This window comes from Streptomyces sp. NPDC007189 (assembly GCF_040703635.1).
Classification (GTDB): domain Bacteria; phylum Actinomycetota; class Actinomycetes; order Streptomycetales; family Streptomycetaceae; genus Streptomyces.
This window is the reverse complement of the sequence record NZ_JBEYEY010000006.1, coordinates 18,638-44,931: the sequence shown is the minus strand read 5'-3', so window position 1 is coordinate 44,931 and position 26,294 is coordinate 18,638. Positions and strand designations below refer to the sequence as shown.

General features: G+C 72.3%; 30 protein-coding genes. 17 read left to right on the top strand and 13 right to left on the bottom strand.

What is annotated here, in order from left to right:
- Positions 1–18 precede the first annotated feature (18 nt).
- Genes AB0950_RS14380 through amaP form a run of 5 tightly spaced genes read left to right on the top strand, consistent with a single transcriptional unit; the run spans position 19 to position 2,289 of the window.
- On the top strand, positions 19–492 hold the full coding sequence (locus tag AB0950_RS14380) for an Asp23/Gls24 family envelope stress response protein (RefSeq protein ID WP_360150822.1): 474 nt from the start codon (positions 19–21) through the stop codon (positions 490–492).
- Between the two features lie 40 nt (positions 493–532).
- On the top strand, positions 533–724 hold the full coding sequence (locus tag AB0950_RS14375) for a hypothetical protein (RefSeq protein WP_360571217.1): 192 nt from the start codon (positions 533–535) through the stop codon (positions 722–724).
- 7 nt (positions 725–731) lie between these two features.
- Entirely contained in the window at positions 732–1,088 is a 357-nt protein-coding gene (locus AB0950_RS14370) for a hypothetical protein (RefSeq protein WP_366778615.1), read from the top strand.
- Complete coding sequence (locus AB0950_RS14365; protein ID WP_366778614.1) at positions 1,088–1,702, top strand: DUF6286 domain-containing protein; 615 nt, start codon at positions 1,088–1,090, stop codon at positions 1,700–1,702. The genes AB0950_RS14370 and AB0950_RS14365 overlap by 1 nt, the downstream gene beginning before the upstream one ends.
- 5 nt (positions 1,703–1,707) lie before the next feature.
- Entirely contained in the window at positions 1,708–2,289 is a 582-nt protein-coding gene (gene amaP, locus AB0950_RS14360) for an alkaline shock response membrane anchor protein AmaP (protein WP_366778613.1), read from the top strand.
- Between the two features lie 24 nt (positions 2,290–2,313).
- Here the strand turns inward: amaP and AB0950_RS14355 are convergent, their stop codons facing one another.
- From AB0950_RS14355 to AB0950_RS14335, 5 genes are all read right to left on the bottom strand, one after another.
- Positions 2,314–3,069, bottom strand: coding sequence for an SDR family oxidoreductase (locus tag AB0950_RS14355; protein WP_360150837.1), 756 nt, complete (start codon positions 3,067–3,069; stop codon positions 2,314–2,316).
- A 5-nt stretch (positions 3,070–3,074) separates the two neighbouring features.
- A complete protein-coding gene (locus tag AB0950_RS14350; protein ID WP_366778612.1) occupies positions 3,075–4,859 on the bottom strand; it encodes a glycoside hydrolase family 15 protein in 1,785 nt (594 codons plus the stop codon).
- A 77-nt stretch (positions 4,860–4,936) separates the two neighbouring features.
- Positions 4,937–5,764, bottom strand: coding sequence for an SURF1 family protein (locus AB0950_RS14345; RefSeq protein ID WP_360150843.1), 828 nt, complete (start codon positions 5,762–5,764; stop codon positions 4,937–4,939).
- Between the two features lie 16 nt (positions 5,765–5,780).
- Complete coding sequence (locus AB0950_RS14340) at positions 5,781–6,014, bottom strand: hypothetical protein (RefSeq protein WP_330340843.1); 234 nt, start codon at positions 6,012–6,014, stop codon at positions 5,781–5,783.
- A 119-nt stretch (positions 6,015–6,133) separates the two neighbouring features.
- On the bottom strand, positions 6,134–7,117 hold the full coding sequence (locus tag AB0950_RS14335) for a DEDDh family exonuclease (protein ID WP_360150847.1): 984 nt from the start codon (positions 7,115–7,117) through the stop codon (positions 6,134–6,136).
- Between the two features lie 220 nt (positions 7,118–7,337).
- On the opposite strand from AB0950_RS14335, the gene AB0950_RS14330 reads away from it, so the two are divergent.
- Positions 7,338–8,048, top strand: coding sequence for a VIT family protein (locus tag AB0950_RS14330; protein ID WP_366778611.1), 711 nt, complete (start codon positions 7,338–7,340; stop codon positions 8,046–8,048).
- 137 nt (positions 8,049–8,185) lie between these two features.
- Here the strand turns inward: AB0950_RS14330 and AB0950_RS14325 are convergent, their stop codons facing one another.
- A complete protein-coding gene (locus AB0950_RS14325; protein WP_366778610.1) occupies positions 8,186–9,565 on the bottom strand; it encodes a CoA transferase in 1,380 nt (459 codons plus the stop codon).
- 68 nt (positions 9,566–9,633) lie between these two features.
- Complete coding sequence (locus AB0950_RS14320) at positions 9,634–11,163, bottom strand: S8 family serine peptidase (protein WP_366778609.1); 1,530 nt, start codon at positions 11,161–11,163, stop codon at positions 9,634–9,636.
- A 256-nt stretch (positions 11,164–11,419) separates the two neighbouring features.
- Here AB0950_RS14320 and AB0950_RS14315 point away from each other — a divergent pair, with 256 nt between their 5' ends.
- The 3 genes from AB0950_RS14315 to moaA all read left to right on the top strand — a co-directional run bounded on the left by AB0950_RS14315 (position 11,420) and on the right by moaA (position 14,537).
- Entirely contained in the window at positions 11,420–11,776 is a 357-nt protein-coding gene (locus tag AB0950_RS14315; protein ID WP_360150859.1) for a DUF485 domain-containing protein, read from the top strand.
- Positions 11,773–13,392 (top strand): cation acetate symporter, encoded by a 1,620-nt coding sequence (locus tag AB0950_RS14310; RefSeq protein ID WP_360571207.1) that lies wholly within the window; start codon positions 11,773–11,775, stop codon positions 13,390–13,392. Before AB0950_RS14315 ends, AB0950_RS14310 begins: the two co-directional genes overlap by 4 nt.
- A 155-nt stretch (positions 13,393–13,547) precedes the next feature.
- On the top strand, positions 13,548–14,537 hold the full coding sequence (moaA, locus tag AB0950_RS14305) for a GTP 3',8-cyclase MoaA (RefSeq protein WP_360150865.1): 990 nt from the start codon (positions 13,548–13,550) through the stop codon (positions 14,535–14,537).
- Here the strand turns inward: moaA and AB0950_RS14300 are convergent.
- Both AB0950_RS14300 and AB0950_RS14295 read right to left on the bottom strand, forming a co-directional pair.
- Positions 14,534–14,752 (bottom strand): hypothetical protein, encoded by a 219-nt coding sequence (locus AB0950_RS14300; RefSeq protein WP_360150868.1) that lies wholly within the window; start codon positions 14,750–14,752, stop codon positions 14,534–14,536. The two genes, moaA and AB0950_RS14300, sit on opposite strands and share 4 nt — an antisense overlap.
- Positions 14,753–15,009: 257 nt before the next feature.
- Complete coding sequence (locus AB0950_RS14295; protein ID WP_360150871.1) at positions 15,010–15,396, bottom strand: DUF3099 domain-containing protein; 387 nt, start codon at positions 15,394–15,396, stop codon at positions 15,010–15,012.
- A gap of 203 nt (positions 15,397–15,599) precedes the next feature.
- Here AB0950_RS14295 and AB0950_RS14290 point away from each other — a divergent pair, with 203 nt between their 5' ends.
- A complete protein-coding gene (locus AB0950_RS14290) occupies positions 15,600–15,887 on the top strand; it encodes a GlsB/YeaQ/YmgE family stress response membrane protein (RefSeq protein WP_360150874.1) in 288 nt (95 codons plus the stop codon).
- A gap of 117 nt (positions 15,888–16,004) precedes the next feature.
- Here AB0950_RS14290 and tyrS read toward each other — a convergent pair whose 3' ends face one another.
- From tyrS to AB0950_RS14275, 3 genes are all read right to left on the bottom strand, one after another.
- Positions 16,005–17,273 (bottom strand): tyrosine--tRNA ligase, encoded by a 1,269-nt coding sequence (gene tyrS / locus AB0950_RS14285; RefSeq protein ID WP_360150877.1) that lies wholly within the window; start codon positions 17,271–17,273, stop codon positions 16,005–16,007.
- Between the two features lie 66 nt (positions 17,274–17,339).
- Positions 17,340–18,734, bottom strand: a complete 1,395-nt coding sequence (locus tag AB0950_RS14280; protein ID WP_366778608.1) for a metallopeptidase TldD-related protein — start codon at positions 18,732–18,734, stop codon at positions 17,340–17,342.
- Positions 18,731–20,254, bottom strand: a complete 1,524-nt coding sequence (locus tag AB0950_RS14275; protein ID WP_360150883.1) for a TldD/PmbA family protein — start codon at positions 20,252–20,254, stop codon at positions 18,731–18,733. The genes AB0950_RS14280 and AB0950_RS14275 overlap by 4 nt, the downstream gene beginning before the upstream one ends.
- A 249-nt stretch (positions 20,255–20,503) precedes the next feature.
- Between AB0950_RS14275 and fabG the strand changes: the two genes are divergently transcribed.
- From fabG to AB0950_RS14260, 3 genes are all read left to right on the top strand, one after another.
- Entirely contained in the window at positions 20,504–21,208 is a 705-nt protein-coding gene (gene fabG / locus AB0950_RS14270; protein WP_360150886.1) for a 3-oxoacyl-[acyl-carrier-protein] reductase, read from the top strand.
- Between the two features lie 5 nt (positions 21,209–21,213).
- A complete protein-coding gene (gene fabI, locus AB0950_RS14265; RefSeq protein ID WP_360150889.1) occupies positions 21,214–21,981 on the top strand; it encodes an enoyl-ACP reductase FabI in 768 nt (255 codons plus the stop codon).
- Positions 21,982–22,177: 196 nt separating this feature from the next.
- Positions 22,178–22,528, top strand: coding sequence for a hypothetical protein (locus tag AB0950_RS14260; protein ID WP_360150892.1), 351 nt, complete (start codon positions 22,178–22,180; stop codon positions 22,526–22,528).
- On the opposite strand, the gene AB0950_RS14255 is transcribed toward AB0950_RS14260, so the two are convergent.
- On the bottom strand, positions 22,506–23,198 hold the full coding sequence (locus AB0950_RS14255; protein ID WP_360150895.1) for a FadR/GntR family transcriptional regulator: 693 nt from the start codon (positions 23,196–23,198) through the stop codon (positions 22,506–22,508). The two genes, AB0950_RS14260 and AB0950_RS14255, sit on opposite strands and share 23 nt — an antisense overlap.
- Before the next feature lie 73 nt (positions 23,199–23,271).
- Between AB0950_RS14255 and AB0950_RS14250 the strand changes: the two genes are divergently transcribed.
- The 4 genes from AB0950_RS14250 to AB0950_RS14235 all read left to right on the top strand — a co-directional run bounded on the left by AB0950_RS14250 (position 23,272) and on the right by AB0950_RS14235 (position 26,276).
- Positions 23,272–24,693: a CynX/NimT family MFS transporter gene (locus tag AB0950_RS14250; protein WP_360571508.1), complete on the top strand. Its 1,422-nt coding sequence runs from the start codon at positions 23,272–23,274 to the stop codon at positions 24,691–24,693.
- A gap of 428 nt (positions 24,694–25,121) precedes the next feature.
- Positions 25,122–25,241, top strand: a complete 120-nt coding sequence (locus AB0950_RS14245) for an SGM_5486 family transporter-associated protein (RefSeq protein WP_330340862.1) — start codon at positions 25,122–25,124, stop codon at positions 25,239–25,241.
- Positions 25,242–25,424: 183 nt separating this feature from the next.
- Positions 25,425–25,631, top strand: coding sequence for a hypothetical protein (locus AB0950_RS14240; RefSeq protein WP_330340863.1), 207 nt, complete (start codon positions 25,425–25,427; stop codon positions 25,629–25,631).
- 126 nt (positions 25,632–25,757) lie between these two features.
- Positions 25,758–26,276 (top strand): histidine phosphatase family protein, encoded by a 519-nt coding sequence (locus AB0950_RS14235; RefSeq protein ID WP_366778605.1) that lies wholly within the window; start codon positions 25,758–25,760, stop codon positions 26,274–26,276.
- The last annotated feature ends 18 nt before the right edge of the window (positions 26,277–26,294 follow it).

Sequence of the window (26,294 nt, the reverse complement as noted above, 5' to 3'; positions counted from 1 at the left end):
CCGAAGGGACGTACGGCGATGACCGACATGACGACCACCCCCGAGGACGAGCCCGAGACGCAGGTGTCGACCCGCAAGACCACCCGGCGCGGCGGCGGCGATCCGGCCGCCCGCGGGCGGACGACCATCGCCGACGGCGTCGTGGAGAAGATCGCCGGTCTCGCGGCCCGGGACGTCGTCGGCGTGCACGCCATGGGCGGCGGCCTGGCCCGCACCTTCGGCGCCGTGCGCGACCGGGTGCCGGGCAGTTCCAAGTCGGTGGCCCGGGGCGTGAAGGCCGAGGTCGGCGAGGTGCAGACCGCGCTCGACCTGGAGATCGTCGTGGACTACGGCGTCGCGATCGCCGACGTCGCCCGCGCCGTACGGGAGAACGTGATCGCGGCGGTGGAACGCATGACCGGACTGGAGGTGGTCGAGGTCAACATCGCCGTCAGCGACGTCAAACTGCCCGAGGAGGAGGACGAGGAGCCCGAACCGCCCCGGATCCAGTGATCCCGCCCCGCACACCACCCGATGAGCTGAGGAGCGCTGCATGAGCATGGCCGTGGTCGGCATGATCGCCGGAATGGCGCTGGGCTTCGCCGGATATTTCGGCGGCTTCGGCGCGTTTCTGCTGGTGGCAGCGCTGGGCGCGGTCGGCTTCGTCGTCGGCCGGTTCGCGGAGGGCGACCTGGAACTGGGCGACTTGTTCCGCACCCGCGACACCCGGCGCGACCGGCGGTGAGACGACGATGACCGCCGAGACCGGCGGGGTGCGCCCGCCGGCGGACCTCGTGCCGCCGGGCGAGCGCGGCTCCCTGCGGATCGCCGACCGGGTGGTGGCGAAGATCGCCGCGCAGGCCGCCCGCGAGGCGCTGCCCCCGCCGCCGGCCGACGCGGCCGCCCCGCACGCCACGGTCGTCGTCCACCGCGAGTCGGCCCGCGTCCGCATCCATCTGGAACTCGGCTACCCGTGCGACGTCGGCGCCCGCTGTGCCGCAGTGCGTCGCCAAGTCACCGAGCGGGTGGGCGTGTTGGCGGACCTGGAGGTGCCCGAGGTCGCCGTCCGGGTCGAACGGCTCCACCTGGCACCGCACGGGAGGGCGTGATGAGTGAGCCACAGCCGACCGCACCGACCCTCGAGAAGGACCCCCGCGGCGCTCCGCCCGCCCCCGCCGAGGGCAGCGGCCGCTTCTGGTCGCCGCGCCGCGTCCCGGTCGCCGTCGTCGCGGTCCTGCTGCTGGGCGGCGCCGGCCTGCTGCTGTACGACATCGTCGCCGTACGCGCCCACCACCCCGCGATGCACTGGCGCCGCGCACTGGCCCGGCAGCTGGCCGAACGGCCACTGGACGACGGGTGGGTGCTGGCCGGGGCGGCCGTCGCCGCCGTGCTCGGCCTCTGGCTGATCGTCCTCGCGGTCACGCCCGGCCTGCGCGGCCTGCTGTCCATGCGGCGCCCGCACCCCCACGTCCGGGCCGCCCTCCGGCGGGACGCGGCGGCGCTCGTGCTGCGCGACCGGGCCTTGGACGTGTCCGGCGTCCGGTCGGTCCGGGTGCGGATGGGCCGCAAGAAGGCCGACGTCCGTGCCGTCGCGCACTTCCGCGACCTGGACGAGGTGGGCGCCGACCTGCACACCGTGCTCTCGGAAGCCCTCCAGGGCCTCGGCCTGCCCCGGCCGCCCACGCTGTCCGTGCAGGTGGCCCGGCCCGGACGCAGGGGGTGACGGCGATGCGCAGGGGCATGGTGAACCGCGTGCTGCTGGCCCTCGTCGGCCTGGTGCTGCTCGCGGTCGGCGGTGCGGTCCTGGCTGTCGGCCTGGGCGCGCCGTCGCCGTCCTGGTGGATCCACACCGGCCCGCACGACGTGCTGCTCAGCAGGTCGGAACGCACTCACTGGCGGGGCGCGGGCTGGTGGTGGCCGGCCGTCATCGCCGTACTGGCCCTGGTGTTCCTGCACGCCCTGTGGTGGCTCGCGACGGCCCTGCGCCGCCGCCGGCTGACCGAGGTCGTGGTCGACACCGGCGACGGCGCGTCCGCCCTGCTGCGCGGCCGGGCCCTGGAGTCGGCGCTGGCCGAGGACGCTGTACGGCAGGAAGGGGTGGCCCACGCCGAGATCATCCTGCACGGCAGCCGTACGGCGCCCAGGGCACAGGTGTGGCTCCATCTGGAGCCGTACGTGGACCCGGCGAAGGTCCTGCACGAGTTCGCCACCCAGACCCTGGCGCACGCACGCGAGTCGGCGGGCCTGGCCGCGCTTCCGGCGCACGTGCACCTGCGGGCGGTCCGGCACCGCGCGGAGCGGGTCACGTGACGCGCTGCTGCGCGGGCCCGGCGCTCAGAACCCGTGCCGCATGCCCCCGTCCACCGGCACCATGATCCCGCTCAGGTAGGAGGCGGCCGGCGACAGCAGGAACGCCGCGACGCGGCCGAACTCCTGCGGCGTGCCGTACCTCCGCAGCGGGATCCGGGACTCGTTGGCGGCGCGGGTGGCCTCGGGGTCGGCGGACAGCGCGTCCAGCTCGCGCACGCGGTCGGTGTCGATCCGCGCCGGCAGCAGGCCCACCACCCGGATGCCGCGCGGCCCGAGTTCGTCGGCGAGCGACTTGGCGAAGCCGGCGAGCCCCGGCCGCAGCCCGTTGGAGATGGTCAGCCCCGGGATCGGCTCGTGCACCGACCCGGACAGCACGAAGCCGATGACCCCGCCCTCCTCCAGCTCGGCCGCCGCCGCACGGGCGAGCCGTACCGCACCGAGGAACACCGACTCGAACGCGTCCCGCCACTGCTCGTCGGTGTTGTCGGCCACGAACCCCGGCGCCGGCCCGCCCACGCTCACCAGCACACCGTGGAACGCGCCGAAGGCGTCACGGGCGGCCGCGATCAGCCGCTCCGGCGCCTCGGGGTCGGCGTTGCCCACGGCCACGCCGGCCGCGTTCGGTCCCAGCTCCGCGGCGGCCTCGGCCACCCGCTTCTCGTCCCGGCCGCTGATCACGACCTTCGCCCCGTCGGCGACGAGTTCCCGCGCGGCGGCGTTGCCCAGCCCGCGGGTCGCCCCGGTGACGACGTACACCCGGTCCTTCAGTCCAAGATCCATGGCCCCTATCCTGCCTGCTCGTCCCCGTAGAGCGTGAGGGCGGTGTTCACCAGGCCGATGTGGCTGAAGGCCTGCGGGACGTTGCCCAGCTGACAGCCGTCGACCGGGTCGTACTCCTCGGCCAGCAGGCCCACGTCGTTGCACAGGTCCACCAGCCGGTCGAACAGGTCCCTCGCCTCCTTGGTCCGGCCGGTCATGTGCAGGGCGTCGGCCAGCCAGAACGAGCAGGCCAGGAAGGCGCCCTCGCCGCTCGGCAGCCCGTCGATCACGGAGTCCTCGGTGTCGTAGCGGCGCAGGAAGCCGCCGTGTCCGAGGTCCTGGCGGATCGCGTCGACCGTGCCGACGACCCGCGGGTCGTCGGGCGGCAGGAAGCCGACACGCGGGATGAGCAGCAGCGACGCGTCGAGTTCCCGGGAGCCGTAGTACTGGGTGAAGGTGTTGCGCCCGGGATCGAACCCCTTCTCGCACACCTCCTGGTGGACCTCGTCGCGCAGCCTGCGCCAGCCCTCCAGGTCGCCGTCGAGGTCCTGGTACCGCTCCAGCGTCTTCACCGCCCGGTCGGCGGCCACCCACACCATCACCTTGGAGTGCACGAACTGCTGCCGGCCGCCGCGCACCTCCCACAGTCCCTCGTCCGGCTGCCGCCACGCGGTCTCGAGGAACCCCATCAGGGAGCGCTGCATGGCCCACATGTGCGGGCGCGGGGACAGCCCTGAGCTGCGGGCCAGCGCGAGCGAGTCCATGACCTCGCCGTACACGTCGAGCTGGAGCTGGTCGACGGCGCCGTTGCCGATGCGCACGGGGGCCGAGCCGGCGAAGCCGGGCAGCCAGTCCACTTCCGTCTCCGGCAGCCGCCGCTCGCCCGCGACGCCGTACATGATCTGCAGGTCGGCCGGGTTGCCCGCGACCGCGCGCAGCAGCCAGTCGCGCCAGGCGGACGCCTCCTCGTGGTAGCCGGCGCTGAGCAGCGCGCCGAGGGTGAGGGTGGAGTCGCGCAGCCAGCAGTACCGGTAGTCCCAGTTGCGCACGCCGCCCGGGTTCTCCGGCAGGGAGGTGGTCGCGGCGGCGACGATCCCGCCGGTCGGGGCGTAGGTGAGGGCCTTGAGGGTGATCAGGGAGCGGACGACCGCGTCCCGGTGGGGGCCGTCGTAGCGGCACTGCCGGGCCCAGCGCCGCCAGTCGGTGACGCTGCTCTCCAGGGCCTCGTAGGGGTCGATGAGCGGCGGGCGGCGCTCGTGCGAGGGGTGCCAGGTGAGCACGAACGCCACCCGATCGCCCTCGGCCACGGTGAACTCGGAGTGGGTGCCGAAGTCCTCGCCCCAGGTGTGCACGGCCGGCTCGGAGCGCAGCCACGCCGAGTCGGGTCCCGCGACGGCCACCCGGTGCCCGTCCGAGCGGCGCACCCACGGCGTGATCGAGCCGTAGTCGAAGCGCAGCCGCAGGGTGCTGCGGACGGTGACCCGGCCGCCGGTCCCCTCGACGATGCGTACGACGTCGGGGGCGCGGTCGCGCTGCGGCATCAGGTCGGTGACGCGGACCGTGCCGTCAAGGGTCTCCCACTCGGTGTCGAGGACGAGGGTGTCGGGCCGGTAGGCGCGCCGGGTGCAGGTGTCGGCCCCCTCGGGGGCGATCCGCCAGCAGCCGTGGTCCTCGTCGCCCAGCAGCCGGGCGAAGCAGGCGCCGGAGTCGAAGCGGGGCAGGCAGAGCCAGTCGATCGAGCCGTCCCTGCCGACCAGCGCGGCGGTCTGCTCGTCACCGATGAGGGCGTAGTCCTCGATGCGCGCGTTCACGGGATGCGGTTTCCCGGCGGACCAGGGGACCAATCAGTGGTGCGGCGGGGGAGTGAGGGGCCTCTGGTGGCGCCGGGTCATACGGCGGCCGGTGCGCTCTCCTTTGGCTTCGCCTCCGCCGCGGCCTCCTCGCGCTCGCGGATCTCCCGGCGGACCAGGAACCACCAGCCGACCGGGACGCCCGCGGCGAACAGCCACCACTGGATCATGTACGCGTAGTTCAGCGGGGCGTCCTCGCTGCCGGGATCGGAGATCTGCTCCGGGCCGCCCTTGGGCGTGGGCGCGGTCTGCTCGACATAGCCGCCGAGCACCTGCGCGCCGAGCCGGTGCGCCTCCTGCTCGCTGTTGATCAGCATGATCTGCCGGTCGGGCAGGCCCTTGACGTTCTTGATGCCGCTCGCCGCGGTCGTCTCGTCGGCCATCAGCCGCCCGGTGATGGTGGTCCGGCCGGACGGCGGGGCGGGGATCTTCGGGAACGCGGTCTGCGCGCCGTCCGCGGGGATCCAGCCGCGGTTGACGAGCAGCACCTTGCCGTCGGTGAGGACGAACGGGGTGAGCACGTGGAAGCCGACCTCGCCGTCGGAGTTGGTCCGGCGCCGGACCACTTCCTGCCGGGCGGTGTCGAAGGTGCCGGTCGCGGTGACCGTGCGGTACCGCTCGGTGCGGGTCACGGCGTGCCCGGGGGAGGACAGCCGCTCGACCGGGACCGGCTCGGCGCGCAGCGCGGCGGAGACCAGGTCGTTGCGGGCGGTGCGTTCTTCGTACCGGTGCTTCTGCCAGAAACCCAGCCTGATCATCGTCGGGATCAGCGCGATCGCGACGAGCGTGAGGATCACCCACTGGCGGGACAACAGGAAGCGGTAGCGGTGCACCCCACGACGGTACCTCCGAGCCGTGGGGTGCATTCAGGCGGGTACCGGGTCACACCCGGTCGACGATCCCCACCTTTCCCTCGGCGCGGGCGCAGTGCGCCCCGCAGTAGAACTTGCCGTCGGCCTCCACGCCCTGCCCGATGATCTGCACCCGGCAGTGCTCGCAGATCGGGGCCATCCGGTGGATCGCGCAGGAGAAGCAGTCGAAGACGTGCACCGCGCCCTGTGCGTGGACCTCGAAGGCCATGCCGTAGTCATTGCCGCAAACTTCACATTTCGCCATGCGCCACAGGGTGGGCCGTCCCCGGCGCACGGGCGAGCGGGCGCCGGGTGAGTCGTCCGGCAACCACCCGTTCGTACGATTACCATCGCGTCGGCGGTGAGAGGCGCCGTCACCCGTCGTCACCCGTCGGCCGGCTCGACGTCCCGCAGCAGCTGCCCGAACGCCGCCTCGTCCACGATCGGGGTGCCGAACTGCCGGGCCTTGACCACCTTGGACGTGCCCGAGTCCGGATCGTTGGTCACCAGCAGACTGGTCAGCCGGGAGATGCTGGACGCCACATGCAGACCCGCCTCGGTCGCCCGGTCCTCCAGCAGTTCGCGCTCGACGGAGGTGTCCCCGGAGAACGCCACCCGCATGCCCTGTTTGAGGGGTTTGCCGTCCTCATAGCGGCCCGGGTTGGGATAGGGGCACGCCGGCCTCCTGCGGGAGGGGCGCCAACTGCCCGCCCGGTAGCCGCCGTAGCCACCGGACGCCTGCCGGGGCACCGAGCGGTCCGACCACTCCGTCAGCGGCCGGCATTCCAGCAGCGGCAGCCGTACGTTCCCCGCCGCCGCGGCCCGCAGACTGGGCCGGAACGCCTCCGCGAGCACGCGCGCGTCGTCCAGCGCGTGGTGCGCCCGCTGCTGGACGACGCCGAAGTGCGCCGCCAGGGACTCCAGCTTGAAGTTGGGCAGCGGCAGCCCCAGCTCCTTCGACAGCGCGATGGTGCACAGCCGCTGACGCACCGGCGCCTCGCGCTCCGCGCGCGCGTACTCCCGGGCGATCATCTGCCAGTCGAAGACCGCGTTGTGCGCGACCAGCACCCGGCCGTCCAGCCGGGCCGCGAACTCCTCGGCGATGTCCGCGAAGAGCGGCGCCCCTTCGAGCACCTCGCTCGTCAGACCGTGTATCCACACCGGTCCCGGATCGCGCTCCGGGTTGACCAGCGTGTACCAGTGGTCCTCGACCTCGCCGCGCTCGTCCAGCCGGTACACGGCCGCCGAGATGATCCGGTCGTCCCGGGCCAGGCCGGTGGTCTCCACGTCAACGACCGCGTATCCCTTCGGATACACGGCCGGCCACTGGGTGGGGGAGGACACTGCGGTCGCACGGTCTTCGAGCATGGTCACTGAGGATACGGGCCACGACTGACAGTGCGGTCCCGGAGGTACCGGTGGCGCCGATCGCTCCGCATGTGCGTTCGCCCGCCGCAACCGTGACGCCCCTTCACCGGGCCCCGGCCGTCCGCGGACACGACCGCCACCGGCCCACGGCGCCTCGGACAGGCCCCGGTGGGGAGCGTCGGTGCGGCGTGGGTGGCCGGGGAGTGGGATCCTCGCTGGTGTGACCGAACCCACCCACGAAGAGGCCCACGGGGGCGCGCTCGGCTCGCGACTGAACTGGCTGCGGGCCGCCGTGCTCGGCGCGAACGACGGCATCGTCTCCACCGCGGGCATCGTCGTCGGCGTGGCCGGCGCGACACCGAGCCGGTCCGCGCTGCTCACCGCCGGACTGGCCGGCCTGCTCGCCGGCTCGATGTCCATGGCGGCCGGCGAGTACGTCTCCGTCTCCACCCAGCGCGACTCCGAGATGGCCGCGCTGGCCCTGGAGAGACGTGAACTGCGCGAGCAGCCGGAGGCCGAGCTGCTGGAGCTGACGACGCTGCTGGAACAGCGCGGACTGTCCCACGAGGTGGCCCGGGAAGCCGCCGTACAGCTCACCGCGCGGGACCCGCTCAGGGCGCACGCGCGCGTGGAGCTCGGCATCGACCCGGAGGAGCTGACCAACCCCTGGCACGCGGCCTGCGCGAGCTTCCTCGCCTTCACGGTGGGCGCGCTGCTGCCGCTGCTGGCCATCGTCCTGCCCCCGGCCGGCTGGCGGTTGGGCATCACCGTCGGCTCCGTGCTGGCCGCGCTCGTCCTCACCGGCTGGGCCAGCGCCCGGCTCGGCGCGGCGAACCCGAAACGGGCGGTGCTGCGCAACGTCATCGGCGGCGCACTGGCGATGGGGGTCACCTACGCGGCGGGCCGCCTGCTGGGCGCGGTCGGCGTCTGACCCGCCGCTCCCCGGCGTCTTGGACGGCAGGATCGCCCCGCGGTCTTCGCGAGGCGCCGCAGAACCGGACAAGTCCCGGAAAACAACTGGCAGTATGGCATTCCGCCCCCTCCGCACGTTTCCGGCCGCCCGACCGCTCACCGCCAGCGGGCGCCATCCGATCCCCACGGCGCGGGGGGCCGGGCCCAGTTCGCGGGGCCGCCGGTGAAGGACACCGGTGGCAGCGCGTGCCGCAGCCGGCCCAGCGGGCCGTCCGTCTCGGTCAGCCAGGGACCCGGCTCCCGGTACGGCGCACCCGTGGCCGCGCCCGGCCGGATCCCGTCCGTCAGCCAGTGCGCGGTCCGGGCCAGCGCCAGCCGCACGAACCGGCCGCCCCCGTCGTACGACTGCTCGGTCAGCGCCCGCAGGACGGCCGCCGCCAGCAGATATCCGGTGCCGTGGTCCAGCGCCTGCGCGGGCAGCGCGCCGGGCTCCGCCGCCGAGCCCTCGGTGGCGGCGATGCCGGTCGCGGCCTGCACCAGGCTGTCGAAGCCGCGCCGGGAGCCCCACGGGCCGTACGCGCCCCATGCCGAGATCTGCGCCACCACCAGGCCGGGGCGGCGCGCGGCCAGCGCCTGCGGCGAGAGCCCGAACCGGTCCAGGGCGCCCGGACGGTAGCCGGTGACGACGACGTCGGCCGAGGCCAGCAGCGCTTCAAAGGTGTCGCGGTCGGCGGTGAGGTCGCCGGCCGCCGAGCGCTTCCCGAAGCCCGTGTCGGCGTGCAGTTCGGGGAGTTCGGGCAGCCACGGCGCGTCCACGCGCAGCACGTCCGCGCCGAGCAGGGCGAGGGTGCGGGTGGCGACGGGACCGGCGAGGACCCGTGTCAGGTCCAGCACGCGCAGCCCGGCGGCGGGCAGCAGAGGGGAGCCGGCGGGGTCGAGCGGGGTGAGCGCGCGCGGCGGCGCGGAGCCGAGGCGCTCCCGCTCGACGAGCGGCCGTGCGGCCACCTCGGCGGCCTGCCCGGTGACCGCCCACTCCTCGGGCGTGCGCAGGGCCACGGCGAGGCCGCCGGCGTCGAAGACCGCCTTCTCGACGTCCAGGGCGGGCCGTTCGGCGAGCCGGGCGGCCACCGCGTCCACGGAGGCGTCCGTGGGCAGTCCCAGCCCGGTCAGCAACCGGGCCCGGTGGTGCGGGTAGTTGGCGTGGGTGCGCACCCAGCCGTCCGCCGTCCGCCAGAACCGCGACAGCGGCGCGAAGACGACCGGGGCGAGCCCGTCGACCTGCAGCAGCCGCTCGCTGTGGAAGGCGGCGGCCACGGCCCCGTCGTCCACCCGCACCTCGGGCACCTCGCCGAGTCCCGCGCGCCGCGCCCCCAGCTCCGCGGCGGCCAGCGCGCAGGCCCCGACGCACGCGCGCGCCAGCTCGCGCACCGGCAGCCGCGCGGGGAGAGCATCCGGTCGCTCGACCGTGGTCACCCGGGAGAGGAGGGCGGGGGCGCCGCCCAGTGAAGACCATGCCACCTCGATGTCAGCAGTCATGGCTTCACTATGCATGATTGATCAATCAATATTGATTGGATCAATCTTGAGGGCGTGGGCGGGACCTCCTACCTCGTCACCGCGGCGAGCGCGTCCGCCGTGCCGAAGCCGTAGAAGCCGTTGTGGTTCTTCGACCCCTCGCACACCGCGTCGACCTTGCCGTCACCGTTGATGTCGTACGGGTCCGTGCACGGCGTGGCGTCGGCCTCCGCGCACAGCAGCGCCTTGACGGCAGCGGCCGGGGCGTGCGGATGCGTTGACTTGATCAATGCGGCAACACCCACGACATGCGGCGTCGCCATCGACGTACCGGCCATGTAGCCCCACTTCCCGCCCGGCAGCGGGCCCAGGATGAGACCGCTGGTCGCCGGGGGCTCCGGCTTCTGGTAGGCGGTCGAGTCGCCGCCGGGAGCGGCGATGTCGATCACGCCGAGGCCGTAGTTGGAGAAGGACGACTTCAGGCCCTTCGCGCCGGTCGCCGCCACCGTCACCACACCCGGCAGCTGCGTCGGTATGTCGTAGCAGGTGTGCGGATCGATCACGCGGTCCGACGGAGTGCCGTCGTTGGGGGAGACCGGGTCGGTGATCGAGTCGGACGCGAGGTCGTAGTTCTCGTTGCCGGCCGCCGCGACGTTGACCGTGCCCTTTCGCTCCGCGTACCGCGAGGCCCGGGTGATGGCGTCCACCAGGGCCCTCTGGTCCGGGTCGGTGGTGCAGTTGAAGTACCACGGGTCGGTGTAATAGCTGTTGTTGGTCACGTCGACGTGGTGCTCGGCCGCCCACATGAAGCCGCAGACCACGGCCTCGGTGTAGAAGTACCCGTCCGGGTTGGCGACCTTGATGCCGGCCACCTTCACGCCCGGCGCCACACCCGTGATGCCGACGCCGTTCTTCGCACCCGCGATCTCACCCGCCACGTGCGTGCCGTGCGGGCTCTCCGACGCGCTCGGCCGCCAGGCGCCGTCCGTCGTGTCGGCCTTGCCCGAGACGCAGTTGGCGGAGGCCGCGCGGTCGAAGTTGGGCGCGATGTCCGGGTGGGTGTCGTCCACGCCGGTGTCGATGACCGCGACCGTGACGTCCGGGCTGCCCAGGGTCTTCTCGTGCGCCTTGTCCGCCTTGATGGCCGGCAGGTCCCACTGCAGCGGCTCCAGCGGGTCCTGCCCCGCGGTCGCCTGCGCCCCGGCCTCCGCGGCCTGCTCGGCGCCGAGCACCTTCGGCGTGCCCATGTCGGTGGTGGACTGGGCGGGCAGCGGCGCGTTGCGCGTGGCCCCGGCCGAGTCCACCCCGCGCACCGCCCGCATCCGCGCGGCGAAGTCCGGGGCGGCGGAGTGGGCGACGATCACGCCGATCGTGTCGTAACTGGTCACGACCGAGCCGCCGTTGCGGGAGATCTCCCGCCGCACGGACTCGATCGTGCGGCGGTCCGTACGCGTGTTGACCACGTACGACAGGTTCGGACCGGCGTCCGCCGCCCGCACCGCGTCGGCCGTGGCGGGCGCCGCCGAGGCCGCCGCCGGCAGGAAGCCGAGCGAGGCGGTCAGCGACAGCACGACGGGCACGGCGAGCGCGAGCCGGCGTCTGGAGCGCAGATGAGCCATGGGATCTCCACATCATCCGGGTACAGAACAGCCCGAGACACGGTGCGCTCGGGCAGGTACATGACGGTGGTGCAGGCCGAAGCTATCCCCGCGGCCCACCGAACGGCAATGACTTGGCAATGGCTCGACAAGTCCGCCGGCGAAACAACTCATAGGACTTGAACCGGCCCTCGCGTGGCGCCGTGGACCTTGGACGGGGACCGCCAGCACCATCGAGCCCCCGTCCGAGATCGCTTCCGCAACGCGAGGAGACTCCGTGGCCACCGAGACACCGCCCCCCGCCACACCGGGGGCCCCACTTCCCTCCACCGAGGAGTTCACCGAGGTGCAGCAGAGCGCGGAGTTCGGTGAACTGCGCCGCGCCCACCGCTCGTTCGCCTTCCCGCTCGCCCTCGCCTTCACCGCCTGGTACCTGCTGTACGTGCTGCTCTCCAACTACGCGGGCGGCTTCATGGGCACCAAGGTGGCCGGCAACGTCAACGTGGCCCTCGTCCTGGGCCTCGCCCAGTTCCTCACCACCTTCCTCATCGCCTGGTGGTACGCCCGGCACGCCGCCGCCAAGCTCGACCCCAAGGCGGAGGCCATCAAGTCCCGGATGGAGGGCGGCGCATGAGCCCCGCGATCACCCTGGCCGCCGGTGAGGCGAGCCAGCACCGGCCGCTGATCATCACCCTGTTCGCGGTGTTCGTCGCCGCGACCCTCGTCATCACGGTCTGGGCGGGCCGCCAGACCAAGGACGCCGCCGACTTCTACGCCGGCGGCCGGCAGTTCACCGGCTTCCAGAACGGCCTCGCCGTCTCCGGCGACTACATGTCCGCCGCGTCCTTCCTCGGCATCGCGGGCGCCATCGCCCTGTTCGGCTACGACGGCTTCCTGTACTCCATCGGCTTCCTCGTCGCCTGGCTCGTCGCCCTCCTCCTGGTCGCCGAGCCCCTGCGCAACTCCGGCCGCTACACCATGGGCGACGTACTGGCCTACCGGATGCGCCAGCGCCCGGTCCGCACCGCCGCCGGCGCCTCCACGATCGTGGTCTCGATCTTCTACCTGCTCGCCCAGATGGCCGGCGCCGGCGTCCTCGTCTCGCTGCTGCTCGGCATCACCAGCGGCGCGGGCAAGATCGGCATCGTCGCCCTGGTCGGCGTCCTGATGATCGTGTACGTCACCATCGGCGGCATGAAGGGCACCACCTGGGTTCAGATGGTCAAGGCGGTGCTGCTGATCGCGGGCGCCGTGCTGCTGACCTTCCTGGTCCTGCTGAAGTTCCACTTCAACGTCTCCGACCTGCTCGGCAAGGCCGCCGACAACAGCGGCAAGGGCGCGGCGTTCCTGGAGCCCGGCCTGAAGTACGGCGCCACCGGCACCACCAAGCTGGACTTCATCTCGCTCGGCATCGCCCTGGTCCTCGGCACCGCGGGCCTGCCGCACATCCTGATCCGCTTCTACACCGTGCCCTCGGCCAAGGCCGCCCGTAAGTCCGTGATCTGGGCGATCGGCCTGATCGGCGTCTTCTACCTGATGACCCTCGCCCTCGGCTTCGGCGCCGCCGCGCTGATCAAACCGGACGAGATCATCACCTCCAACAAGGCGGGCAACACCGCCGCCCCCCTGCTCGCCCTCCACCTCGGCGGGGTGGACTCCAGCTGGGGCGCGATCCTGCTCGCCACCATCTCGGCGGTCGCCTTCGCCACGATCCTCGCCGTCGTCGCCGGCCTCACCCTGGCCTCCTCCTCGTCCTTCGCGCACGACATCTACGCGAACGTCATCAAGAAGGGGCAGGCCACCGACAAACAGGAGATCGGCGCGGCCCGCTGGGCGACCGTCGGCATCGGCGCCGTCTCGATCGTCCTCGGCGCCCTGGCCCGCGACCTGAACGTGGCCGGCCTGGTCGCCCTCGCCTTCGCCGTCGCCGCCTCCGCCAACCTGCCGACCATCCTCTACAGCCTGTTCTGGAAGCGGTTCACCACCGCGGGCGCCCTGTGGTCGATCTACGGCGGCCTGGTCACCGCGGTCGGCCTGGTGCTGTTCTCCCCGGTGGTCTCCGGCAGCCCGGCCTCGATGTTCCCCGACGTCGACTTCCACTGGTTCCCGCTGGAGAACCCCGGCATCATCTCCATCCCGGTCGGCTTCCTGCTCGGCGTCCTGGGCACCCTGCTCTCCAAGGAGGTCCCGGACACCGGCAAGTACGCCGAACTGGAGGTCCGGTCCCTGACCGGCACCGGGGCACACTGACGTTCCCACGGCGGCCGCGTCGGCAAGGGGCTGTAGGGTCCTACGACGCGGCCGCGCCGCACCTCGTCGGATCGGGCCGCTGTCGTTGTCGGTGGCGTCACGTAGGCTCGCAGGTGACGGAACACGATGGCCGGGACTTCAGGGAGGGGGCCCACGTGCTCATCGACACCTACGGCCGAGTGGCCACCGATCTGAGGGTCTCGCTGACCGACCGGTGCAACCTGCGGTGCACGTACTGCATGCCCGAGGAGGGCCTGCAGTGGCTCGCCAAGCCGGACCTGCTCACCGACGACGAGATCGTCCGCCTCATCGACATCGCCGTGCGCACGCTCGGCATCGAGGAGGTCCGCTTCACCGGCGGTGAGCCCCTGCTGCGGCCGGGCCTGGTCGGCATCGTCGAGCGCGTGGCGGCGCTGAGCCCCCGCCCCCAGATGTCCCTCACCACCAACGGCATCGGCCTCAGGCGCACCGCGCCCGCCCTGAAGGCCGCGGGCCTGGACCGGGTCAACGTCTCCCTGGACACCCTGCGCCCGGACGTCTTCAAGACCCTGACCCGCCGCGACCGCCACAAGGACGTCCTCGAAGGACTCGAGGCCGCCCGCGACGCCGGCCTGACCCCCGTCAAGGTCAACTCGGTCCTGATGCCGGGCCTGAACGAGGACGAGGCCCCCGACCTGCTCGCCTGGGCCGTCGAGCACGACTACGAACTGCGGTTCATCGAGCAGATGCCGCTCGACGCCCAGCACGGCTGGAAACGCGAGGGCATGGTCACCGCCGGGGACATCCTCGCCTCTCTGCGCACCCGCTTCGACCTCACCCCCGAGGGCGCCGAGGCACGTGGCTCGGCCCCGGCGGAGCGGTGGGTGGTGAACGGCGGCCCGCACCGGGTCGGCGTCATCGCCTCGGTCACCCGCCCCTTCTGCGCGGCCTGCGACCGCACCCGGCTCACGGCCGACGGCCAGATACGGACCTGCCTGTTCGCCACCGAGGAGACCGACCTGCGCGCGGCCCTGCGCTCCGGCGCCCCGGACGAGGAGATCGCCCGCATCTGGAAGCTGGCCATGTGGGGCAAGAAGGCGGGGGCGGGCCTGGACGACCCGTCGTTCGTGCAGCCGGACCGGCCGATGTCGGCGATCGGCGGCTAGGCCCCTTCGGGCTCCTGCCAGTCCGCGAACTTCACCACGTCCTTGAGAAAGCCCCTGACCCCGAGGAACTGCGAGAGATGCTCGCGGTGCTCCTCGCACGCGAGCCACGTCTTGCGCCGCTCCGGCGTATGGATCTTCGGGTTGTTCCACGCCAGCACCCACACGGCGTCGGCACGGCAGCCCTTGGCGGAGCAGATCGGGGTCTCGTCACTCACGGTTCGTCTCGGTTTTGTCGTCTCGGTGGTCGAACGGGTCTCGGTCTGTCGCACGGAAAAAGAGCCCGAACAAGGCGACGCCGAGCAGCCACGGGGGGAGCTGCCCGGCGTCGGTCCGTCGCTCCGACGGGGGATGCGGAGCGCGTATGCAGTATGTCACGGCAACCCCGTCGCCCGGCACTGGAACTGCACATCGATCTGAGCATTTCTTGAGCTTGCCGGGCGATGACGTTCCGCTTCCGGCGCATCCGCCGTGGTCACCCGGGGTCGCCCCGCTCACCCGCCCCCGTGGGGTGAGCCGCCGTGTCCCCGGGGACGGACTCCGCCCGCGCCTCCTCCGCCCGGGGCGGCGTGATCATCGGCCGCATCGGCGCGGTGACGAACGTCGAGGGAAGGGACGGCGGCCGCTCCCGGCCGGCGTTCGCGATCACCACGGCGATATAGGGCAGCAGCGCCCCGGCGACGAGCGCCACGATGGCGACGTACCGCTCGACATTCCACAAGGAGACCGCGAGGATCACCGACGCCGTACGGATGGTCATCGAGATGACGTACCGCCGCTGCCGGCCCCGCACGTCCTCGGCGAGACCCGTCCGGGCTCCGGTGATCCGGAACACCTGGACGCCGCCGTGCTGTTTCCGCATCACAGTCCACCATCCGCCCGCATCGGAATCTCCCCGACCCTCCCACGTTACGCCGCGCCCGCCCCGCCCACGAGACCGGGTCACCCGCTGCCTGCGGCGATGCACACGGCCGGCGCCCGTACGGGGGACCACGACATGCGCCGTACGGGCGGCCGACCCACACTGGCCGTAATGCTCACGTCGAGCCGTACGAGGAGGCAGCCATGGGCTGGTTGTGGGCGATCATCGTGGGATTCGTGCTGGGCGTCATCGCCAAGGCCGTCATCCCGGGGAAGCAGCACAGCCCCCTGTGGCTGACCACCATCTGCGGCATGCTCGGCGCCATCGTCGGCAACGCGGTCGCCCGCGCCGTGGGCGTCGCCTCCACCCGCGGCATCGACTGGAGCCGGCACATCTTCCAGCTGGTGGCCGCGATCATCATCGTCGCGGCCGTGGACGCGCTCTACATGGCGACGCTCGGCAAGCGGAAGCAGGAGCGGGTCCGAGCCTGAGCGCCCCGTCAGGGGCGCGGGGAACTGCGCGATCCACCACGGACAAGCGGCAGTCGCCAGTCCACCCACACCCCTACGGGGCTCAGGCGCCCCCATGGCTCAGGGGGCGCCCATGGCTCAGGCGCCCACGACCTCCACCGCGGCGAGGTTCTTCTTGCCGCGGCGCAGCACCAGCCACCGCCCGTCCAGCAGGTCCCCGGACGAGGGCACCGCGTCCTCGGAGGCGACCTTCACGTTGTTCACGTAGGCCCCGCCCTCCTTGACGGTCCGCCGCGCGGCGGACTTGCTGGCGACGAGCCCGACCTCGGCGAACAGGTCGACGACCGCACCCAGCTCGGCGACCTGGATGTGCGGCACCTCCGACAGCGCCGCCGCCAGCGTCCGCCCGTCCAGCTCCGCCAGCTCGCCCTGCCCGAACAGGGCGCGCGAGGCGGCGATCACTGCGGCCGTCTGGTCGGCGCCGTGCACCAGCGTCGTCAGCTCCTCGGCGAGCGCCCGCTGCGCGGCCCGCGCCTGCGGCCGCTCCTCGGTCTGCCGCTCCAGCTCCTCGATCTCCTCACGGGACTTGAAGCTGAAGATGCGCAGGAACTTCGACACGTCCCGGTCGTCCGCGTTGACCCAGAACTGGTAGAACGCGTACGGCGTCGTCATCTCGGGGTCGAGCCAGACCGTGCCGGACTCGGTCTTGCCGAACTTGGTGCCGTCCGCCTTGGTGATCAGCGGGGTGCCCAGCGCGTGCACCACGGCGTGCGGCTCGACCCGGTGGATCAGGTCGGTGCCCGACGTGAGGTTGCCCCACTGGTCGCTGCCGCCGGTCTGCAGCGTGCAGCCGTACCGCCGGTACAGCTCCAGGAAGTCCATGCCCTGCAGGATCTGGTAGCTGAACTCGGTGTAGCTGATGCCCGCGTCCGAGTTCAGCCGCCGGGACACGGCCTCCTTCGCGATCATCTTGTTGACCCGGAAGTGCTTGCCGATGTCCCGCAGGAACTCGATGGCCGACAGGCCCTGGGTCCAGTCCAGGTTGTTGACCATGACGGCGGCGTTCGGCCCGTCGAAGTGCAGCAGCGGCTCGATCTGGGCGCGCAGCCGCTCGACCCAGCCGGCCACCACCTCCGGCGCGTTCAGCGTGCGCTCGGCGGTGGGCTTCGGGTCGCCGATGAGACCCGTGGCACCGCCGACCAGCGCCAGCGGCCGGTTCCCGGCCTCCTGGATGCGGCGCATCGTGAGGATCTGCACCAGGTTGCCCAGGTGCAGGCTGGGCGCGGTCGGGTCGAAGCCGCAATAGAACGTGACGGGGCCGTCCGCGAACGCCTTGCGCAGTGCGTCCTCGTCCGTGGAGAGGGCGATGAGCCCACGCCACTTCAGCTCGTCGACGATGTCCGTCACGGTTCTCGTGTCTCCTCGATGATCTTCGGGCGGCCGGGTGACACCCGACCACGAACGCCTACGAGGTTATACGCCCTGACTGACAGAGCTCATGTTGAAATCCGGGATGCGCAGCGCGGGCATCGCGGCCCGCGTGAACCAGTCGCTCCACTCGCGCGGCAGGGTCCTCTCGGTGCGGCCCGCCTGCGCGGTCCGGCGCAGCAGGTCCACCGGCGACTCGTTGAACCGGAAGTTGTTCACCTGCCCGGTCACCTCGCCGTTCTCCACCAGGTACACACCGTCCCGGGTCAGGCCGGTGAGCAGCAGCGTCGCCGGGTCGACCTCGCGGATGTACCACAGGCAGGTCAGCAGCAGCCCGCGCTCGGTGGCCGCGACCATCTCCTCCAGCGAACGGTCCTCCCCGCCGTCCAGGACGAGGTTCCCGAGCGCCGGGGCCACCGGCAGCCCGGTCAGGCCCGCGCTGTGCCGGGTGGTCGTCAGATGCGTGAGGACCCCCTCGGAGATCCACTCCGTCGCACGGGTCGGCAGTCCGTTGTCGAACACGGACTGGTCACCGCCGGAGGAGTGCGCGACCACGAAGGGCGGGCATTCCAGGCCCGGCTCGTTCGGGTCGCTGCGCAGGGTCAGCGGCAGCTCGCTCAGCTTCTCGCCCACGCGCGTGCCGCCGCCCGGCCTGGAGAACACCGTCCGGCCCTCGGCCGCGTCCCGGCCCGACGCCGACCACAGCTGGTAGATGAGCAGGTCCGCGACGGCCGTGGGCGGCAGCAGCGTCTCGTAGCGGCCGGCGGGCAGCTCCACGCGCCGCTCGGCCCAGCCGAGCCGCACCGCCAGCTCGGCGTCGAGCGCTCCCGGGTCGATGTCCTTGAAGTCCCGGGTGGAGCGGCCCGCCCAGGCCGAGCGCGTACGGTCGGGCGACTTGGCGTTCAGCTCCAGCGTGCCGGTGGGCTGGTCGTGGCGCAGCCGCAGCCCGGTGGACGTGCCCAGGTACGTCGACACCAGCTCGTGGTTGGCGAAGCCGTACAGCTCCCGGCCGCCGGCACGCGCGCGTGCGAACGCCTCGCCCAGCGCCGGCGCGAAGTCGGCGAAGACGGCGGAGGAGGTCTCGGCCGGCGCGTCCGTGAAGTCCGGCGACGCGGGCACGCCGGCCACCAGCGGCTGCGCGTCCTCGGCGGGCCCGGCGCCGCGCGCGGCGGCCTCCGCGGCCCGCACCAGCGGCTCCAGCTCCTCGGCGGTGACCGCGGACCGGGACACCACGCCGGAGGCGGTGCCCTCCGCGCCGTCCACGGTCGCGATCACGGTGAGCGTACGGCCGCGGGTCACGCCGTTCGTGGTCAGCGCGTTGCCCGCCCAGCGCAGGTTGGCGGTGGAGTGCTCGTCGGCGATGACGACGCAGCCGTCGGCCCGGGACAGCGCCAGCGCCTGCTCGACGATCTCGTGCGGCTTGTTCGTACGGGCGCTCATCGGCCGGCCTCCTGCGTGGTGTTCAGAATGGTGACGCCCCTGAAGAGGGCGGACGGGCAGCCGTGCGACACGGCGGCCACCTGCCCCGGCTGGGCCTTGCCGCAGTTGAAGGCGCCGCCGAGGACGTAGGTCTGCGGGCCGCCCACCGCGGTCATCGAGCCCCAGAAGTCCGTCGTGGTCGCCTGGTAGGCCACGTCCTTCAGCTGCCCGGCGATCCGCCCGTTCTCGATCTTGAAGAACCGCTGCCCGGTGAACTGGAAGTTGTACCGCTGCATGTCGATCGACCAGGACCGGTCGCCGACCACGTAGATGCCCCGCTCGACGCCCCCGATCAGGTCCTCGGTGGACATCCCGGCGGGATCGGGCCGCAGCGAGACGTTGGCCATGCGCTGCACCGGCACATGCGCGGGGGAGTCGGCGTACGCGCACCCGTTGGACCGGTCGAACCCGGTCAGCCGGGCGATCCTGCGGTCCAGCTGGTAGCCGACCAGCGTGCCGTCCTTCACCAGGTCCCAGGACTGCGCCTCGACGCCCTCGTCGTCATATCCGATGGTCGCCAGGCCGTGCTCGGCGGTGCGGTCACCGGTGACGTTCATCAGCTCGGAGCCGTACTTCAGCTTGCCCAGCTGGTCGAAGGTGGCGAAGGAGGTGCCGGCGTAGGCGGCCTCGTAGCCGAGGGCGCGGTCCAGCTCGGTGGCGTGGCCGATCGACTCGTGGATGGTCAGCCACAGGTTGGACGGATCGACCACCAGGTCGTACAGGCCCGGCTCCACGCTCGGCGCGCGCATCTTCTCGGCGAGCAGCTCCGGGATCCGCTCCAGCTCCTCGTCCCAGTCCCAGCCCGTGCCGGTCAGATACTCCCAGCCCCGCCCGACCGGCGGCGCGAGGGTCCGCATCGAGTCGAACTCGCCGCTGGACTCGTCCACCGACACCGCCGTCAGCTGCGGATGCAGCCGCACCCGCTGCTGGGTCGTCACGGTGCCCGCGGTGTCGGCGTAGAACTTGTTCTCGTGCACGGTGAGCAGCGAGGCGTCCACGTGGTTGACGCCCTTAGCGGCCAGCAGCCGCGCGCTCCACTCCGTGAGCAGCGCCACCTTCTCCTCGTCGGGCACGGAGAACGGATCGATCTCGTACGACGACACCCACGTGCGGTCCGCGTGCACCGGCTCGTCCGCCAGCTCCACCCGCTCGTCCGCCCCGGCGGCCCTGATGACCTGGGCGGACAGCTTGGCCATGGCCACCGCCTGCGCGGCCACCCTGGCGGCGGCGTCCATGGTCAGGTCCACCCCGGACGCGAAGCCCCACGTACCGCCGTGCACGACCCGCACCGCGTACCCGAGGTCGGTGGTGTCCGACGACCCGGACGGCCTGGCGTCCCGCAGCCGCCAGGCCGCGCTGCGCACCCGCTCGAACCGGAAGTCCGCATGCTCGGCACCCAGCGCACGCGCGCGTGCCAGCGCCGCGTCGGCGAGGGACCTGAGCGGAAGCGCCGTGAAGGCTTCGTCGATGGAATGAGGCACGGAGGTCTCCCTGCTGTCGTGGCCTGTCGGCTCCGATCATGTCGCGGCAGGGGCCGGCGGGACCACACGTTTCACGTCCTGACCGGGAGCATTCTGTAGGGATCCGACAGCGACTGTCCTCCGCCACTGTCGGTGCCCGATTGCCCACGGGCCCGGCCGTACCGATAGGTTTTCGATGAAGCCGCCTGTCATCCAGGTGTCCGGGCGGGTTGTCCGGTATCTGCAGACCGCTATCGAAAGGGTGATCCGTTGAGCCGCTCGGTTCTCGTCACCGGAGGAAACCGGGGCATCGGCCTCGCCATCGCCCGCGCGTTCGCCGACGCAGGCGACAAGGTCGCGATCACATACCGCTCGGGTGAGCCGCCGGCCGGCTTCCTGGCCGTCAAGTGCGACATCACCGACCCGGAGCAGGTGGAGCAGGCCTACAAGGAGATCGAGGACCAGCACGGTCCGGTCGAGGTCCTGATCGCCAACGCCGGTGTGACCAAGGACCAGCTCCTGATGCGCATGTCCGAGGAGGACTTCACCTCGGTCATCGACACCAACCTCACCGGCACCTTCCGTGTCGTCAAGCGCGCCAACCGCGGCATGCTGCGCGCCAAGAAGGGCCGCGTCGTCCTGATCTCCTCCGTGGTGGGCCTGCTCGGCTCCGCCGGCCAGGCGAACTACGCCGCCTCCAAGGCCGCCCTCGTCGGCTTCGCGCGCTCCCTCGCCCGTGAGCTGGGCTCGCGCAACATCACCTTCAACGTCGTCGCGCCCGGTTTCGTCGACACCGACATGACCAAGGTGCTCAGCGACGAGCAGCGCCAGAACATCGTCTCGCAGGTGCCGCTCGGCCGTTACGCGCGGCCGGAGGAGATCGCCGCGACGGTGCGGTTCCTCGCCTCGGACGACGCCTCGTACATCACTGGAGCCGTCATCCCCGTTGACGGCGGACTGGGAATGGGTCACTGATCACCATGAGCGGAATCCTCGAGGGCAAGCGCGTCCTGATCACCGGCGTGCTGATGGAGTCCTCCATCGCCTTCCACGCGGCCAAGCTGGCGCAGGAGCAGGGCGCGGAGATCATCCTGACCGCGTTCCCGCGGCCCACGCTGACCGAGCGCATCGCCAGGAAGCTGCCCAAGCCCACCAAGGTCATCGAGCTGGACGTCACCAACGACGAGCACCTCGGCCGGCTGGCCGACATCGTCGGCGAGGAGCTGGGCGGCCTCGACGGCGTCGTGCACTCCATCGGCTTCGCGCCGCAGGACGCGCTCGGCGGCAACTTCCTCAACACGCCGTTCGAGTCCGTGGCCACCGCCATGCACGTCTCGGCGTTCTCCCTGAAGTCGCTGACCATGGCCTGCCTGCCGCTGATGCAGAACGGCGGCTCGGTCGTCGGCCTCACCTTCGACGCCCAGTACGCCTGGCCGCAGTACGACTGGATGGGCCCGGCCAAGGCCGCCCTCGAGGCCACCAACCGCTACATGGCGCGCGACCTGGGCAAGCAGAACATCCGCTGCAACCTGATCTCCGCGGGCCCGATCGGCTCCATGGCCGCCAAGTCCATCCCGGGCTTCAGCGACCTGGCCGCCGTCTGGGACACCCGTTCCCCGCTCGAGTGGGACCTGAAGGACCCGGAGCCGGCAGGCCGCGGCATCGTGGCCCTGCTCAGCGACTGGTTCCCGAAGACCACCGGCGAGATCATCCACGTCGACGGCGGTCTGCACGCGATCGGCGCCTGACCGCCGCCGGGACCGGAACGACGGCCGAGGCCCGCACTCCTTCGGGGGTGCGGGCCTCCGCCGTGCGAGGGCGGCCGGGGCCGGGCGGCGTCACCCGTTCGGCCCACCCGCCGGGCGCCCACCGGCCCGCGCGGCACACCCTGGATTACGCGTCCACCCACGCGTCCCTCCCCAGCCCGGCCGAGGAGGTCCCCTTGTGCGCCTGTCCCGCAGCCTCGCCCCGGTGACCGCGGCCCTCGCCCTCACGCTGTCGCTGCCGTACGACGCGATGCCCCACGCACGCGTGCGGGACGCGAAGCACTCCGCGCCGGCCCTCTTCGGTGCCGCCTGCCGTACGACCGTCCGCGGCTCGCATGTGCTGGTCTACTGCCACAACCCCTATGTGGACACCGATCGCGTGCGTCTGCACATCGAGTGCGCCCGCTGGTGGGACATCGACACGGACAGCGCACCGGTGGACGCCGCGCCGGCCATGACCGTACGGCTCGCCGGCCGGTGCTGGAAGGAAGTCCGCTCGGTCTGGATCAGCCACCAGAAGGTGCGCTGAACCGCCCCGGGCGGCACAGGAACGGATAGCTCGCCGCCTCGGCCCCCGCCGCCTCGGCGTCCTGGGCGCGGATGGCGTCCAGCAGGCGCGTGTGGTCCATGTGGGTCTCCGGGGTCAGCTCCGCGCCCACGTCCGCGCGCAGCCAGTCCCGCAGCACCTCGCCCAGATCGGCGTACATCGCCGTCATCACGTCGTTGTGCGAGGCGGCCACGACGGCCAGGTGGAAGGTGGCGTCGGCGGTCACGAAGGCCTCCGTCTCGCCCGTCTCCCAGGCCCGTTCGCGCCGCTCCAGCAGCGCGTCCAGCTGCTTGAGGTCCTTCTCGGTGCGCCGCTCGGCGGCCAGCTTCGCCGCGGCCGACTCCAGCGCGGCCCGCAGCTCCGCGATGTGCCGGGGGTCGGCCCCGGCGAACCGGCGGTGCATCACACCGGCCAGCTCGCTCGTCGCCACCACATAGGTGCCGGAGCCCTGCCGGATGTCCAGCAGACCGTTGTGGGCCAGCGCGCGGACGGCCTCACGGACGGTGTTGCGGGCGACGCCGAGCTGTTCGACGAGTTCCGGCTCCGTCGGGATACGGGAGCCGACCGGCCACTCGCCGGACGTGATCTGGTTGCGCAGTTCGGCGATGACCTGCTCGGACAAGGCCGAACGGCGCGGGTGGCTCAGGGGCATGGCACACCTTCGCACGCGAGGCCCGGGCGGAGACGCCACGGGGATGGACAACCAATCATCCCATGATTCTATGATGGATCCTATGGCACGTGAGGAAACCCGGACAGTGGAGACCCGTACGGCGATGACATCGACCGAACGCGGTACGGCCGCCGCGACGAACACCCCCGAGACGACCGCCGGCGCCGGGCGCACGCGCGCGTGGGCGACGCGGCTGGTCGTCGTCGGCATCGTGTTGTCCGCGCTGAACCTCCGCCCGGCCATCACAAGCCTCGGCGCGCTCCTGGAGGAGGTGCGTGACGGCCTCGGCATGAGCGGCAGCGTGGCCGGCCTGCTCACGTCGGTACCGCCGCTGTGCTTCGCGGTCTTCGGCGTCACCGCGCCCCGGCTGGCCCGCCGCTTCGGCCCGGCCGCTGTGGTGTGCGCCGGCATGGCCGCCATCACCGCGGGCCTGCTGATACGGCCGTACGTCGGCGGCACGGCCGGCTTCCTGGCAGCCAGCGCGCTCGCCCTGATGGGCATCGCCGTCAGCAATGTGCTCATGCCGGTCATCGTCAAGCGCTGGTTCCCCGACCGGGTCGGCTCCATGACCGGCCTGTACTCCATGGCCCTCGCCCTCGGCACCTCCGCGGCCGCCGCGGTGACCGTCCCCGTGGCGCACGCCCTGGGCGGCTGGCGGCCCGGTCTGACCGTGTGGGCCGCCCTCGCGGCCGCCGCCGTCCTGCCCTGGCTGCCGCTCGTCCGCGACCACGACCGCGGTACTACGCCCGCGCCGTCGCGGGCGGGGGAGCGTACGGCGGAGCCGAAGCGAGAAGCCTTGATTGAGCGAGAAGCAGGGGCGGAGCGGCAAGTGGGGGCGGAGCGAGGAGCGGGGAGGGAGCCAGGAGCTGGGGCGGAGCGGCATGTGCCGCTGCGCATCGCCCGCAGCCGCACCGCCTGGGCCCTCGCTGTCTTCTTCGGCCTCCAGGCCACCGCCGCCTACATCACCATGGGCTGGATGCCGCAGATCTTCCGCGACGCCGGCGTGCCGGCCGGCACCGCGGGCGTGCTGCTCGCCGTCACCATGGTGATGGGCGTGCCGCTGGCCTTCGTCATCCCCAGGGTCGCCGCCCGGCTGCCCCACCAGGGCCCGATCGTGCTGGTACTCGGCGCGTGCGGCCTCGCCGGATACGCCGGCCTGTACCTCGCCCCGGCAGCCGGCGCCTGGGCCTGGGCGCTGCTGCTCGGCGTCTCCAACTGCGCCTTCCCGCTGGCCCTGACAATGGTCGGCATGCGGGCCCGGAGCGGTCCGGGCGTGGCCCAGCTGTCCGCGTTCGCGCAGAGCACCGGGTACCTGATCTCCATCCCCGGCCCGCTCCTGGTCGGCGTCCTCTACCAGCACAGCGGCGGCTGGGGCCTGCCGATCGCCCTGATGACGGGCCTGATGCTGCCGCAGATGGCAGTGGGCTTCCTTGCAGGCCGCGACCGCACGGTGGAGGACGAGGCGAACGGCTGACGGGGGGGAGGCGGGGCGCCGACGGGCTGGGGGTGGGGTGACCCCAGCTCGGGGCGGCCTGGCTCGGGGCCGGGCCCGCTCGCGGTGGTCCGGCTTGGGCTGGGCCCGGGGACGGCCGGGCTTGTGGTCGGTCTGGCTTGGGACCGACCGCATTTGAGGTGGCCCGGCTCGTGGGCGGCCTGGCTTGGAGTAGGCCCAGCTTGACGTGGGCCGAAGATGGTCGGCTTGGGGTGGTCCCGGGGACGGCCAGGCTCGAGGCGCGCTCGGGGACGGCCATGCTTGAGGTGGGCCCGGCTCTCGGCCCCCTGCCGGGGCGTAGCTGGCGGCGCGCAGGGCCGGAAGGCTGCTCGGCGCGCCGTTCCCGGTCCTGCCTCCGTGACACGCGCCCCGGGCGAACCCCGCGGAGCGGAGGGTGCGAGACTGGGCGCATGCAGCCTGTCCTCGACCCGAATCCGCAGAACGGCCAGAAGAAGATGCTGCTCGTCTTCGGCGCGTTCTTCGCCATCTTCGCCGTCATCGCCGTCATCGCCACCCTCGCCTCCCCGTGACGGCCGCCTTCCGGCCGTCGGCTCCCGGTAGATGGTGGGGCTAGCTCCACCATCCCCTAGGGGGTAAGGGTCAGGGTCAACTGGGTGGAACTCCGGATGGGTTGCCGACCCCGGATTCCGTAGCTTCGAGATGTGACCGCGCCACACGGTCACGGACCCGCTCGAGGACCCACGGAGGAGCTCATGTCGGCCCGCACCCACTCCCGGCCCCACCCGGCGACCACGGGCGGCGTGGACATCCGGCTGCCCTGGTGGGCCCTCGCCCTGCCCGCGCTCGCCTTCGTCGCCCTGCTGATGCTGATACTCAACCCGTCGGACGCCCACGCGGCGAGCGGCGACCCGGCGATCACCCACCTCCTCACCCGCGCCCAGCAGCTCCTCATACGCTGATCCGGAGCCCGCGCAGGGGTGAAACCGGAGCCTGGCCAGAGGGCGAATCCGGAGCCTGCGCAGGGGGTGAATCCCCATGTCAACTCCCCGCGCCCGCATGGCCTGTTTCGTGCGAAGCTGGGACGCATGAGCGCCGCAGACCCTCGCAGCATCGTCCTCCTCCGGCATGCGAAAGCCGACTGGCCACAGGTGTCCGACCATGAGCGCCCGCTCGCCGAGCGGGGCCGCATGGACGCCGCGGTCGCCGGACGCAAGCTGGCCGACACCGACATCACCTTCGACCTGGCCCTGTGCTCCACCGCCGTCCGGACCCGCGAGACCTGGAAGCTCGCCGTCCACGAACTGGCGCACCGGCCGAAGACCGTCTACGAGGAGCGGGTCTACGAGGCATCGCCCGGCGAGCTGATCGCCATGCTGAACGAGATCCCGGACGACGTGCGGAACGTGATCCTGATCGGCCACAACCCGGGCGTCCACGGCCTCGCCGACATCCTGTCGGGCAGCGCCGAGGGGGACGCCCGCGCGCGGATGAACGGCCGCGGCTTCCCGGCCGCCGCCTTCGCGCTGCTGTCCTTCGAGGGCCCCTGGAAGAGCCTGGAGCCTGGCGTGGCCACGCTCGCGGACTACTGGGCGCCCGCCGAGTGACCTCACCCAGCCGCGAGG